Consider the following 12386-nt stretch of genomic DNA (forward strand, 5'->3'; position numbering starts at 1 on the left):
GAATCGCTTTGCCCCATTAAGCTAACCTCTAAAATTACCTGATCAACAAAGCAAGTTCAAAATAATATCAGAAAAACCGAAAAATAAAAGGTCGCCTAATTAGTTTTTAGACGACCTCTTTTTATATTAAGTTAAATAAATTATTCTCCCATCGCTGCCGCTACTGCCGCGGACAACCTTTTGTAGGTGCCATTCTGTAATCGCTCACGTATTACGGAGAAGGCCTCCAAAGTTTCGGATACATCCTGTAAAGTATGCGTGGCCGTTGGAATCATTCTCAATAGGATCAAACCTTTAGGGATTACGGGATACACCACGATGGAACAGAAAATTCCAAAATTCTCCCTTAAATCCTTCACCAATGCCATGGCTTCGGGAATACTACCGTTAAGATAAACCGGTGTAACACAACTAGTGGTGGTACCAATATCAAAACCTCTTTCCTTTAGTCCGTTCTGTAAGGCATTTACATTCTCCCATAATTTGGCCTTCAGTTCCGGTTGGGTACGAAGCATATCCAACCTTTTAAGCGCTCCCTTCACATAAATCATCGGCAATGATTTAGCAAACATTTGGGAGCGTAAATTGTATTTAAGATATTCTATAATCTCTTTATCTGCTGCCAAAAAGGCTCCGATTCCTGCCATGGATTTGGCAAAAGTGGCAAAATAAACATCTATATCGTCTTGTACTCCCTGCTCCTCACCTGCTCCAGCCCCAGTTTCACCCAAAGTTCCAAAACCGTGTGCATCATCCACAAACAACCGGAAATTATATTTCTTCTTAAGAGCTACAATTTCCTTAAGCCTACCCTGCTCTCCCCGCATACCAAAAACCCCTTCGGATATTACCAATATACCTCCTCCGGTCTGTTCGGCCATTTTAACGGCGCGGTCCAGGTTTTTCTCAAGACTCTCTATATCGTTATGTTTAAACGTAAAACGTTTACCCATATGCAAACGTACGCCATCTATAATACAGGCATGAGCATCCACATCGTATACAATTATATCATCCTTGGAAACCAATGCATCAATGGCAGAAACCATACCCTGATATCCAAAGTTTAACAAATAGGCAGATTCCTTTTTAACAAAAGCAGCCAATTCCTGCTCCAATTGTTCGTGGAATTCCGTGTGCCCACTCATCATTCTTGCTCCCATGGGAAAAGCGGCACCGTACTCCATTGCAGCCTCGCCATCTACTTTCTTCACTTCCGGTAAATTGGCCAACCCTAAATAATCATTTATACTCCAAGTAATTACTTCCTTTCCTTGGAACTTCATCCTATTGGAAATAGGACCTTCTAATTTTGGAAATACAAAATATCCCTCCGCTTGGGAAGCCCATTTTCCTAAAGGACCTTTATTCTCTATAATTCTTTCAAATAAATCTCTCATCTAGCCTACATTGATTGTTGATGCAAAAGTATATATTTTTAATATGCATATGCAACTTATTTAATACATAAAAAGCAACGACTTATGAACCGTTGCTCTTTATAGGATATATTTTGCATAAATGTTACTTTACAAATTCTATTTTTTGTGGTTCTTCAACATTTTTACTGTCAAAGAAGCCTTGGTCGGACATCCACTGATCACTGTAAATCTTACTCATATATCTGGAACCATGATCTGGAAAAATAACCACTACATTGCTGTTTTCATTAAATTCCCCCATTTCTTCCAGTTGCCTTACCGCTTGCATTACTGCACCACTTGTGTAACCCACAAAAAGTCCTTCCGTTCTGGATATCTCCCTGGCGGTATGGGCACTTTCCTCATCGGTAACCTTAATAAATTCGTCTATCACCTTGAAATTTGTAGCTGTAGGTATCAAATTTTTGCCCAAACCTTCAATACGGTATGGGTAAATTTCCTTGGTATCCAATTCCCCGGTTTCGTGGTATTTCTTTAGAACGGAACCATATGCATCCACACCTATTACACGGATATTGGGATTTTGTTCCTTGAGGTATTTAGCGGTACCGGAAATGGTACCTCCCGTACCACTACAGGCCACTAAATGTGTAATATGTCCGTTGGTCTGATTCCAAATTTCCGGTCCCGTACTTTTATAATGGGCCTCGGCATTGAGATCATTAAAATATTGATTGATGTAGATGGACCCTTCGGTTTCTTCGTGCAGTCTTTTGGCCACCTCGTAATAGGACCTTGGGTCATCGGCACTTACGTGTGCCGGACAGACATATACTTTGGCCCCCATAGACCTCAGCATATCTATTTTATCCTTGGAGGATTTTGAACTTACTGCCAAGATGCATTCATACCCCTTTATAATACTGATCATGGCAATGCTAAAACCCGTATTTCCAGAAGTGGTTTCTATAATGGTACTCCCCTTCTTCAATATTCCCCTACGCTCTGCCTCTTCAATTATATAAAGGGCAATACGGTCCTTGGAAGAATGTCCTGGATTAAAACCTTCCACCTTAGCGTAAAAATTACCTTCTAAGTTGTCAGCTATTTTATTTAGTTTGATTAACGGGGTGTTTCCTACAAGTTCTAGGAGGTTATTATAAGCGTTTATCTTATGTTCCATAAACAGTTTCTAGGTTTAGAACTTATCGACATCTATTTAATTTATGTCAATACTGATAGGACAAAATTAGTCTTTTTTTTTGATTATCGAATTTTATGCTCCAAATCTAACAAAAATGCATATTCTTTTGCTACTTCCCTTAAGGATTCAAATCGGCCCGAAGCACCACCATGACCTGCATCCATATTAATATTGAACAACAATAAATTATTGTCCAATTTATTGTCTCTAAGTTTGGCTACCCATTTGGCGGGTTCAAAATATTGCACTTGGGAATCATGAAATCCGGTAATAACCAGCATATTTGGTTGCAATTGTCTCGATACATTGTCATATGGCGAATAGGATTTCATATAATCGTAGTATTCCTTTTCATTTGGATTGCCCCATTCATCATATTCCCCTGTGGTTAAGGGAATGGTATCATCCAACATAGTGGTAAGCACATCTACAAATGGAACAGCTGCAATTACCCCGTGGTAAATTTCCGGGCACATATTTACAATTGCCCCCATTAAAAGTCCACCCGCAGACCCGCCGGAAGCGTATAGGTGGTCTGCACTTGTGTATTTTCTTTGGATTAAAAATTGGGAACAATCAATAAAATCGGTAAACGTATTGATCTTGTTCAGCAATCGTCCTTCCTCATACCACTTACGGCCCAAATACTCACCGCCCCTTACATGGGCTATGGCGTAGACGAAACCCCTGTCTAACAGACTTAACCTAACTGTGGAAAAATAGGGGTCGATAGTATGCCCATAAGAACCATAAGCATATTGCAAAAGTGGACTGGAACCGTCCAATTTGGTATTTTTATGATAGACCAATGAGATAGGAATTTTTTTACCATCCCTGGCAGGGGCCCAAATTCGTTCCGAAATATAGTTTTCCTTATCAAATTCCCCGCCCAATACCTCTTGTTCCTTTTTTATTTCCTTTTCCATGGTCCTCATATTAAAATCGATGACGGAACTAGGTGTGGTCATGGAGTTATATCCATATCTGAGGATTTCCGTATCAAAATCCGGATTGGTCCCCACATAGGCGGTATACGTTTCATTGTCAAAAGGCAGGTAATAGCTTTCCGCCGTATCCCATCGGACAATCTTCAGCTTGTTTAAGCCATTCTCGCGCTCGGACAGAACGTAGTACTCATTAAACATTTCAATATCCTCCAGCAATACTTCCTCCCTGTGCGGTATAAAGTCTACCCAGTGTTCGGATTCGGTTTGGTCCTCAGGGGTGGTCATCAATTTAAAATTGGTTGCTCCGTCCATATTGGTAAGTATGTAGAAATTGTCTTTGTAATGGGTTAGGGAATATTCCATTCCCCTAACTCTTTTAGAAAACACTTGAAACTTACCATTGGGGTTGTCGGCCCTTAGAATTTGAAACTCAGTGGTCAAGGTACTGGAAGAACCTATAACTATAAATTCCTTGGATTTTGTTTTGTAAACAAAGGTGGTAAAGGTTTCGTCCTCCTCGTGAAAAACCAATTCATCTTCCTCGGGTGCCGTCCCCAAGATATGCCTGTAAATATTGTTGGACCTCAGGGTAACTGGGTCTTTTTTGGTATAGAACAAGGTCTTATTGTCATTGGCCCATACCGCACTACCGGTTGTGTTCTCTATTTTATCAGCATATATCTCTTGGGTATGCAAATTTTTTATCTGAAGGGTGTATTGCCTACGGGAAACAGTATCCACCCCAAAGGCTGCCAATTCGTTATTGGGGCTTATGGACAAGCCTCCCAAGTTAAAATAATCCAACCCCTCCGCCATAAGGTTGCAGTTGAACATAATTTCCTCCTCGGCATCCTCTTTTTGAAACCGCCTGGTGAAAATAGGATACTCCTTTCCCACCTCATATCTAGTAGCATACCAATAGTCGTTAAACTTGTAGGGTACCGAAGAATCATCTTCCTTTATCCTAGATTTCATCTCAAGGAACAAACTTTCCCTAAGATCTTTGGTATGGGCCGTCATAGCCTCGTAGTATGCGTTTTCCTGTTCCAGAAACGCTATGACTTCCGGATTTTCCCTATCGTTCAACCAATAATAATCATCGGTCCTTATATCATTGTGCTTTATTAATTGTTTCCCAATCTTTTTTGCACTTGGTGCTTTTAATTCCCGCTGCATGAGTGTGGTATATTTTATAGAAACCGCAAAAATAGTATTTAAATGCAACCCACCTGATTAAATGTATGCTTTATGCATAATTATATTGACCGACCTTTTAACCGCCAATGCCAATAACTGTCACCTTTATTCCAATATTTCCCGATCAATTTAGTAATTTTGGCCAAGGAACTATTTAAATCTATTATTATGTTTGGAGATATGATGGGCATGTTGGGAAAACTGAAAGAAACCCAGGAAAAAGTTAAAGCTACCAAGGAAAGAATGAATAACGTAATACTGGAGGAGCAATCCCCTGATCAATTGCTCAAGGTGAGTATAACGGCCAATAGAACCATTAAATCCATTACTATAGATGATCGTCTTTTGCAGGACAGGGAACAACTGGAAGATTATTTGATCCTCACCCTCAACAAGGCTATAGAGAAGGCTACAACCATAAATGAAAACGAATTGGCTTCAGTGGCCAAGGAAGGAATGCCCAACATTCCTGGAATGGATTCTTTTTTAAAATAAATTTCAGTAAGTTTATCCAGTTAATCATAAGCTGTAATTATGAAGCATTTTTTCTTGTTGCTACTATTTCCATTCCTCGTAAACGCACAGATCAATAGTGCCGATAACAAAGAAAACAATTGGCTTACGGATTACGCTGATGCCCAAAAGGCTGCAAAAAAAAACAATACCCACATCCTCATGTATTTTACAGGTAGCGATTGGTGTTCCCCATGTAAGGCTCTAAAAAAAGACCTGTTTAGTACAAGTCAATTTAAGGAAGTAGCCAAGGACTATGTGCTACTTTATGTGGATCTCCCCAGAAAGAAAGAACTGCTTAGTGCAGAGAACATGCAAAGGAACAAGGCTTTATTGTCCCAATGGAACAAAAAGGGGGTATTTCCCCTAATTAGCCTGATCAACACCGAAGAAAAAGAAGTGGCCACCCTTTCCGGTTACGGCTCCAAAGCGGATGTGGAAAAGTATTTGGATTTTCTCAAGAGGAACAGCAAAATGTGATTTAACCCCCAACCAATTCTTTTATTCAGAAATAATTCAGGGCGTATTGCAATACGAATTGCATCCTTTTGTATAAATACCACCTTATTTACTTACGGCATACCACAGGCTAAAAACCTAGCAACTGTGCTATATTCCCCTTGGGAAAAGGGGATATTTATTTAAGAATTCATTATAATTGTAAAGGCATTTGTTTTTTGCCTTCTAACTTATTTATCCATTACAAACTTCACTTTAATTATGTTGGACAATTATTTTAAGACCTATCCAGACGAAAATGGTTTTTTTAAAGAATACGGTGGTGCCTTTATACCTCCCGTTCTTGAAGCGGAAATGAAAAAAATTACGGATGCTTATTATTCCATTAGTAAATCCCACAATTTTATTTCGGAACTCCGAAGTATTCGGAAACATTATCAAGGCAGGCCAACCCCCGTTTATTATTGCAACAGGCTCTCCGAAAAATATGGAGGAAGAATATATCTGAAACGTGAAGACCTGAACCATACAGGGGCCCATAAACTTAACCATTGTATGGGAGAGGCGCTTTTGGCAAAACATTTGGGCAAAAAGAAACTAATTGCAGAAACCGGGGCCGGACAACATGGGGTTGCTTTGGCAACGGCAGCCGCCTATTTTGGGTTGGAATGTGAGATACATATGGGAGAGGTAGATATTGCCAAGGAACACCCCAACGTGGTACGCATGAAAATCCTTGGCGCAAAAGTAGTGCCGGTCTCCCATGGTTTAAAGACATTAAAAGAAGCTGTGGATTCTGCCTTTGAAGCCTATTTAAAAGATCCTATAAGCACCATATACTGTATTGGCTCTGTCGTTGGCCCACATCCCTTTCCCATGATGGTGCGGGATTTTCAGCGGGTGGTCGGTATAGAAGCCAAGGAGCAATTTTTTGAAATGACGGGAGAATTACCGGATAAGGTAGTAGCCTGTGTAGGTGGCGGCAGTAATGCCATGGGTATATTTTCCTCATTTTTGGAAGAATCGGAATGCACCTTATACGGGGTGGAACCTGGTGGCCGCTCCATGGAATACGGAGAACATGCCGCTACGATGACCTTGGGCAGTCCCGGAATTATCCACGGATTTAAGTGTTATATGCTGAAGGACGATAAAGGGGAACCGGGCGCAGTACATTCGGTGGCCAGTGGTTTGGATTATCCTGGGGTTGGCCCTGAACACAGCATGCTGAAGGATCTTAAAAAAGTTACCTATGACGTTGTTTCGGACCAGGAAACCGTGGATGCCTTTTATGAATTGAGTCGTTTGGAAGGTATCATTCCTGCATTGGAAAGTGCCCATGCAGTGGCATATGCCATAAAATTGGCACAACAAGATCCACGATCCTCCATATTGGTCAATTTAAGTGGTAGAGGCGATAAGGATTTGGATTATGTGGTTGACACCTATGGCCTACCGGAAGAAGCAAAATAATTTTATACAATTAAACCCAGGGGCGTCCAAAAGTCAATTTTTCAGGTAATTTGGGCGCCCTTTTATATGGAAAGAAATCCAATCACCCAACGTTTTGTTACAATTGCCAACCCTAACCCAAACTATCTATAGCTTTATGCCTAAGGTTAGCTTACAATAGCTTAATACCAACTCATCAAGGAGAGGCAAAATTACCCTCCTCCTACCTCACAAGGGCCATGTACGGGGCAGCGGAAATATTGCTGGATAAGGTGGTTAAAATTAAAAAATCACATTTTTTTGTGTAACTTTAAAAAAAGTTGCGGGGGGCTATGCTTAAAATAATAAAGGAATCGGATACCAAATATACCTTTAGTCTGCAATCGGAAAGTGGACAGGCACTTCTGACCAGTATTCCCTTCAACAACAGGGAGGAAATCAACAAGACCATTGCCAATCTCAAGGTCCTCATTAGGCAATCTTCTGTGTTTGAACGCAAGACCGACTATAACGGCAAATTTCTTTTTACATTGAAAAACAGTGAAGGCAAAATTATTGGCAGCTCCATGCTTTATAGTTCAGAGGCCGGAATGGAAAATGGCATAAAAAACCTTAAAACAAGCATATCGCTTTTACCTGATCCCATTGACCTATAGATTTGGAAGAATATCCATAAAAGCCCCATGCATTTCATCCGTATAATCCATGTGGGTAACTATCCGTAGTTTATTTTGACCCATCCCAATGATTTGAATACCCCTCTTGTTCAATTTATCCATAAAGTCAGCAGTGGTCATTTGCTTTTCATCAATTTCAAAAATCACAATATTGGTTTCCGTGGGCTCTACCTTTTTAATGTAGGGCAATCCATTTAGCAATAAATTTATTTCCTTCGCCTTCCTATGGTCTTCCGCCAATCTTTCCCTGTTGTTCTCCAGGGCGTAGATTCCGGCCGCCGCAAGGTAGCCTGCCTGCCGCATTCCACCGCCAAGTACCTTCCTCACCCTGAGTGCTTTTCCTATAAGCTCTTTATCTCCCAACAGCACGGAACCTACGGGGCACCCCAACCCCTTGCTCAAACATACACTGATGGTATGGAACAGTGCCCCATAATCCAAAGTCGATTCATTTTTGGCAATCAGGGCGTTCCAAAGTCGGGCTCCATCCAAATGATATTTTAGGTGATGCTCGTCGCACACCTTTCCAATGGACCTCAATTCCTCTAAATCCCAACAGGCCCCTCCGCCTTTATTGGTAGTATTTTCTATACAAACCAAGGAGGTTAATGGACTATGATAAAAGTCGGGTGGGTTTATTACTTCCTTTACTTGCCCTGCCGTCATCATTCCCCTATGGCCGTCTACCAATCTACAGGAAACACCACTGTTAAAACTCGCCCCTCCCCCTTCGTAATTATAAACATGGGCGTACTTATCGCAGATCAATTGTTCCCCAGGTTGGGTATGTATTTTAATCGCTGTTTGATTGGCCATGGTCCCGCTAGGAAAAAACAGGGCCGCTTCCATTCCGAACAAGCCCGCCATCATTTCTTCCAACTTGTTGACAGTAGGGTCATTTTTAAAAACATCGTCCCCTACCTCAGCGGTCATCATGGCCTGCAACATACCAGGCGTAGGTTTTGTGACGGTATCACTAATAAGATTTATCAACATAAAGATTGAAAATTATATATAACAAATGAATCAGGATGAACAAACTTATTGAATGTGGGTTCTTAAATTTATGTAAACGTATTAAACATTTTTCAAGTAGCTATTTTTTTCCTTTCATTTAATGTGAATTAACAATAATACCATTCCATTTTTTAAGTATGGATAATTCTCTTGCTTAAAAAAATTAAATCGCTTGTATCTAACTAAAATAAAGTAACTTGAAGAAAAACATACCTATGAAGCCAGAGGTAAAAAAACCGATATTTTCTTCTTATATCAACAATCCTGCACTTTTTGATGAAGTTTTCAACAATGATGGAGCGGCTAAAAATGTTTATCAAAAATTGTTAGATCTGTACGGGAATCATTCCATTCAAGACTATGTGCAATTGAACAATAAGGCCAAGTCCTCATTTTTTAACCAAGGAATCACTTTCCAGGTATACGACAATAAAGAAACGCAGGAGAAAATATTTCCATTCGATCTATTTCCAAGAATCATAGATGAGGATGAATGGGAAATCATTGAAAGGGGCGCTGTACAGCGCAGTAGAGCATTAAACCTATTTTTATGGGATATTTATCACGATAAAAAAATCATCAAAGATGGCATAGTTCCACTGGACTTGATCAGTTCCTCTGCTAACTATTTACATCAAATGATTGGAGTTGACCCTCCTGGGGGCATTTACAACCACATATCTGGCACTGACATTATTAAACACTCGGATGGCAACTATTATGTCCTTGAGGACAACATTAGATGTCCTTCCGGGGTAAGTTATGTTATTTGTAATCGTACTGCCTTAAAAAGAGCGCTCTTCGGGGTTTTCAATCATTATAAAACGCATTCTGTGACCAACTACGCCGAAAACCTATTGGATATATTGGAAAGTGTAAAACCAAAAGGGGTCGATGTCCCAAATTGTGTGGTTATTACACCAGGTATGTACAATTCTGCCTTTTACGAACATTCATATCTGGCAAAAGCTATGGGTGTGGAATTGGTGGAAGGTAGAGATCTATTTGTTGAGAACGATTTTGTCTACATGAAAACCATTCGTGGACCCATTAAGGTTGATGTGATTTACCGAAGAGTGGATGACCAATATATAGATCCCCTGGAATTTAGGGCCGATTCGTCATTGGGGGTACCAGGTCTTTTCGCTGCCTATATAAAAGGCAATGTTTGTTTGGCAAATGCTCCGGGCACAGGAGTAGCAGATGATAAAGCCATCTACACCTACATGCCGAAAATCATTAAATATTATTTGGATGAGACTCCCATTCTCAACAATGTACACACCTACCATTGTAGTAGGCCGAATGAACTTAAATATGTATTGGAACACATACATGAACTAGTGGTGAAGCCTGTGGATGAAGCAGGCGGTTATGGTATATCAATTGGCAACAGACTTTCTAAGGCTGAAATTAAGGTAGTTCAAGAAGAAATAAAACAAAATCCTAGAAAATACATTGCCCAGCCCATTATGTCCTTATCGGTACATCCAACCTATATAGATGACAGTGAATCTTTTGAACAACGTCATGTAGATCTTAGGACATTTACCCTATTGGGCAATAAAAAGGAGTTTGTACTCAAAGGTGGATTGTCTCGAGTAGCACTAAAAAAAGGAAACTTAATTGTTAATTCCTCCCAAGGAGGTGGTTCCAAAGATACCTGGGTATTAAAAAAATAAAAAAATCTTATGTTAGCTAGAGTTGCCAATAACCTTTTTTGGATGGGGCGTTATATTGAACGTTCCGAACATGTTGCCAGATACTTAAATGTAAATTATTTCTCATCATTGGACGCACCGAACGAGCTGTCACAATCCAGACAATTTGTTCTTCAATCCATGATGTTCTTGGTAGGGGAGCCATTGGATGACGATTCCATAATTCTTAAAGAAGAAGATATTTTATTCAACATAGGACTAAATGCCAATTTACCTTATTCCATTATCAACAATGTAAAATATGCCCGAGAGAATGCCAATAGTGCCAGAGACCTTATTTCTACGGAACTGTACGAATCCATCAATAAATTTTATCATTTTGTAATCAGGTATTCGATAGACGATTTCACAAAAAAGGGACTATACGATTTTACCGTAAACATCACTGAAATGACCGCCATTTTAAGAGGAAAAATAAGAGGTACGCTTTTGCATGACGAGGTGTATGCAATTATTATGCTCGGTATAAATCTGGAGAGGGCCACGCAGGTAATCAGAATCATTAATGCCAAATACAATGATGCCGTAAAGGCCAAAGGGAGTTATGGCGATAAAATTAGCAATAGCTTTGAATGGACCACACTTCTTAAATGTGTGGAATCTTATGATATGATGCGCAGATATTATAAAAAGACACCTACCAGTATTTCCACTTTGGAATTCTTAATTTTAAATCCGGATTGTCCAAGATCTGTCATCAATAGTATAAACCAAGTATATAAGCATATTAAAGTTTTGGATGAATCCAAAACTCCGGATAAAAATTCCACCGCTTTTTTAATAAGTAAAGTTAAGGGAGAATATGAATTTAAATTTGCCGAAGAAATTGAGGAAGACATTCAGGGCTTTATTGAAAAAATACTCAATAGTCTGGTGCAGATTAGTCTTAAAATGGAAAATGAATTTTTTAACTATTGATTTATAATCCATTGGATTACCTTTGCGTTAACAACTACTTATAATGTCATTTGAATATTCAGTTACTTATTCTGCCGAAAATAACTACGAAAATCCTGTAGAAAATGCATATTGGCAATTTTTGATCATTCCTGAGAATAACGACACGCAAGAATTGATCAGCGTGGAAATAAAAAATTCATTGGAAGCCAAAGGTGGTTTTTCCCAAAATGGTTTTGGATTTCAGACCATTAGGATAAATACTTCGGAACGATTCCAGAAAATTAACTTCAGTGCCACTTTTAAACTAAAAAAAATAAGCTTCAACCCTTTTGGACAAATTCCAATCTTTGATATCCCAAGCAACTATGAACTTGTTAAAAGTTTGAATTTCAAGGTAGATCATGAGCCTTATCTGCGTGAGACCAAATATACTGCCTTGCCAGCCGGTTCAGAAAACTTGTTTGTTTTTGATACCTCCATAAGTATATTCGAGAATCTTCAAAAACTAAATAAATGGATCTATCTTTTTATTCATTTCAATACTGGCGTTACCCATGTGAATACCTTATTGGAAGAAATCATAAATAATCCTGAGGGGGTATGCCAGGATTTCACACATTTATTCTGTGCTTTGGCAAAAGCAAATAATATTCCCACCCGCTATGTCTCGGGTTACCTGCACCAGGGTAATGGTTACTTTGGCGACTCGCAAATGCATGCTTGGGCTGAAGCATATATCCCCCAAGTTGGCTGGATAGGCTTTGACCCTACCAACAATTTATTGGTCAATGACAACCATATTAAAGTAGCCCACGGTAAAGACTATAATGATTGCGCCCCTTTAAAAGGCGTAGTATATTCACAAGGCGCTAATAAAACCTCCCATTCCGTGGAAGTACAGGCCGAACAATAAATAT

Annotated in this window: 11 protein-coding genes; 7 read left to right on the plus strand and 4 right to left on the minus strand. The window is 39.5% G+C overall.

Annotated features, from left to right (window positions below; all coding sequences use genetic code 11):
- Nucleotides 1-140 precede the first annotated feature (140 nt).
- The 3 genes from QSE00_RS23115 to QSE00_RS23125 form a co-directional block, all read right to left on the minus strand.
- Nucleotides 141-1400, minus strand: coding sequence for an aminotransferase class I/II-fold pyridoxal phosphate-dependent enzyme (locus QSE00_RS23115; protein ID WP_110357592.1), 1260 nt, complete (start codon nt 1398-1400; stop codon nt 141-143).
- A gap of 124 nt (nt 1401-1524) precedes the next feature.
- A complete protein-coding gene (locus tag QSE00_RS23120; RefSeq protein ID WP_110357593.1) occupies nt 1525-2565 on the minus strand; it encodes a PLP-dependent cysteine synthase family protein in 1041 nt (346 codons plus the stop codon).
- 83 nt (nt 2566-2648) lie between these two features.
- A complete protein-coding gene (locus QSE00_RS23125; RefSeq protein ID WP_286107697.1) occupies nt 2649-4709 on the minus strand; it encodes a S9 family peptidase in 2061 nt (686 codons plus the stop codon).
- A 189-nt stretch (nt 4710-4898) separates the two neighbouring features.
- On the opposite strand from QSE00_RS23125, the gene QSE00_RS23130 reads away from it, so the two are divergent.
- The 4 genes from QSE00_RS23130 (at nt 4899) to QSE00_RS23145 (ending at nt 7810) form a co-directional block, all read left to right on the plus strand.
- A complete protein-coding gene (locus QSE00_RS23130) occupies nt 4899-5225 on the plus strand; it encodes a YbaB/EbfC family nucleoid-associated protein (protein WP_110357654.1) in 327 nt (108 codons plus the stop codon).
- 39 nt (nt 5226-5264) lie between these two features.
- Complete coding sequence (locus QSE00_RS23135; protein WP_286107698.1) at nt 5265-5723, plus strand: thioredoxin family protein; 459 nt, start codon at nt 5265-5267, stop codon at nt 5721-5723.
- A gap of 240 nt (nt 5724-5963) precedes the next feature.
- Nucleotides 5964-7175, plus strand: a complete 1212-nt coding sequence (trpB, locus tag QSE00_RS23140; protein WP_110357596.1) for a tryptophan synthase subunit beta — start codon at nt 5964-5966, stop codon at nt 7173-7175.
- Between the two features lie 311 nt (nt 7176-7486).
- On the plus strand, nt 7487-7810 hold the full coding sequence (locus QSE00_RS23145) for a YegP family protein (RefSeq protein ID WP_286107699.1): 324 nt from the start codon (nt 7487-7489) through the stop codon (nt 7808-7810).
- Here QSE00_RS23145 and QSE00_RS23150 read toward each other — a convergent pair.
- On the minus strand, nt 7805-8827 hold the full coding sequence (locus QSE00_RS23150) for a threonine aldolase family protein (protein WP_286107700.1): 1023 nt from the start codon (nt 8825-8827) through the stop codon (nt 7805-7807). The two genes, QSE00_RS23145 and QSE00_RS23150, sit on opposite strands and share 6 nt — an antisense overlap.
- A gap of 236 nt (nt 8828-9063) precedes the next feature.
- On the opposite strand from QSE00_RS23150, the gene QSE00_RS23155 reads away from it, so the two are divergent.
- Genes QSE00_RS23155 through QSE00_RS23165 form a run of 3 tightly spaced genes read left to right on the plus strand, consistent with a single transcriptional unit; the run spans nt 9064 to nt 12382 of the window.
- On the plus strand, nt 9064-10530 hold the full coding sequence (locus tag QSE00_RS23155; protein WP_286107709.1) for a circularly permuted type 2 ATP-grasp protein: 1467 nt from the start codon (nt 9064-9066) through the stop codon (nt 10528-10530).
- Nucleotides 10531-10539: 9 nt separating this feature from the next.
- Complete coding sequence (locus tag QSE00_RS23160) at nt 10540-11487, plus strand: alpha-E domain-containing protein (protein ID WP_286107701.1); 948 nt, start codon at nt 10540-10542, stop codon at nt 11485-11487.
- Between the two features lie 43 nt (nt 11488-11530).
- On the plus strand, nt 11531-12382 hold the full coding sequence (locus QSE00_RS23165) for a transglutaminase-like domain-containing protein (protein ID WP_286107702.1): 852 nt from the start codon (nt 11531-11533) through the stop codon (nt 12380-12382).
- Nucleotides 12383-12386 lie beyond the last annotated feature (4 nt).

The sequence above is a fragment of the Arenibacter flavimaris genome (genome assembly GCF_030291335.1).
GTDB lineage: Bacteria > Bacteroidota > Bacteroidia > Flavobacteriales > Flavobacteriaceae > Arenibacter.

Excerpts from the sequence above, each read along its gene's own strand:
- QSE00_RS23115 (WP_110357592.1), bottom strand. The coding sequence starts at position 1,400 with ATGAGAGATTTATTTGAAAGAATTATAGAGAATAAAGGTCCTTTAGGA.
- QSE00_RS23120 (WP_110357593.1), bottom strand. The coding sequence starts at position 2,565 with ATGGAACATAAGATAAACGCTTATAATAACCTCCTAGAACTTGTAGGA.
- QSE00_RS23125 (WP_286107697.1), bottom strand. The coding sequence starts at position 4,709 with ATGCAGCGGGAATTAAAAGCACCAAGTGCAAAAAAGATTGGGAAACAA.
- QSE00_RS23130 (WP_110357654.1), top strand. The coding sequence starts at position 4,899 with ATGTTTGGAGATATGATGGGCATGTTGGGAAAACTGAAAGAAACCCAG.
- QSE00_RS23135 (WP_286107698.1), top strand. The coding sequence starts at position 5,265 with ATGAAGCATTTTTTCTTGTTGCTACTATTTCCATTCCTCGTAAACGCA.
- trpB (WP_110357596.1), top strand. The coding sequence starts at position 5,964 with ATGTTGGACAATTATTTTAAGACCTATCCAGACGAAAATGGTTTTTTT.
- QSE00_RS23145 (WP_286107699.1), top strand. The coding sequence starts at position 7,487 with ATGCTTAAAATAATAAAGGAATCGGATACCAAATATACCTTTAGTCTG.
- QSE00_RS23150 (WP_286107700.1), bottom strand. The coding sequence starts at position 8,827 with ATGTTGATAAATCTTATTAGTGATACCGTCACAAAACCTACGCCTGGT.
- QSE00_RS23155 (WP_286107709.1), top strand. The coding sequence starts at position 9,064 with ATGAAGCCAGAGGTAAAAAAACCGATATTTTCTTCTTATATCAACAAT.
- QSE00_RS23160 (WP_286107701.1), top strand. The coding sequence starts at position 10,540 with ATGTTAGCTAGAGTTGCCAATAACCTTTTTTGGATGGGGCGTTATATT.
- QSE00_RS23165 (WP_286107702.1), top strand. The coding sequence starts at position 11,531 with ATGTCATTTGAATATTCAGTTACTTATTCTGCCGAAAATAACTACGAA.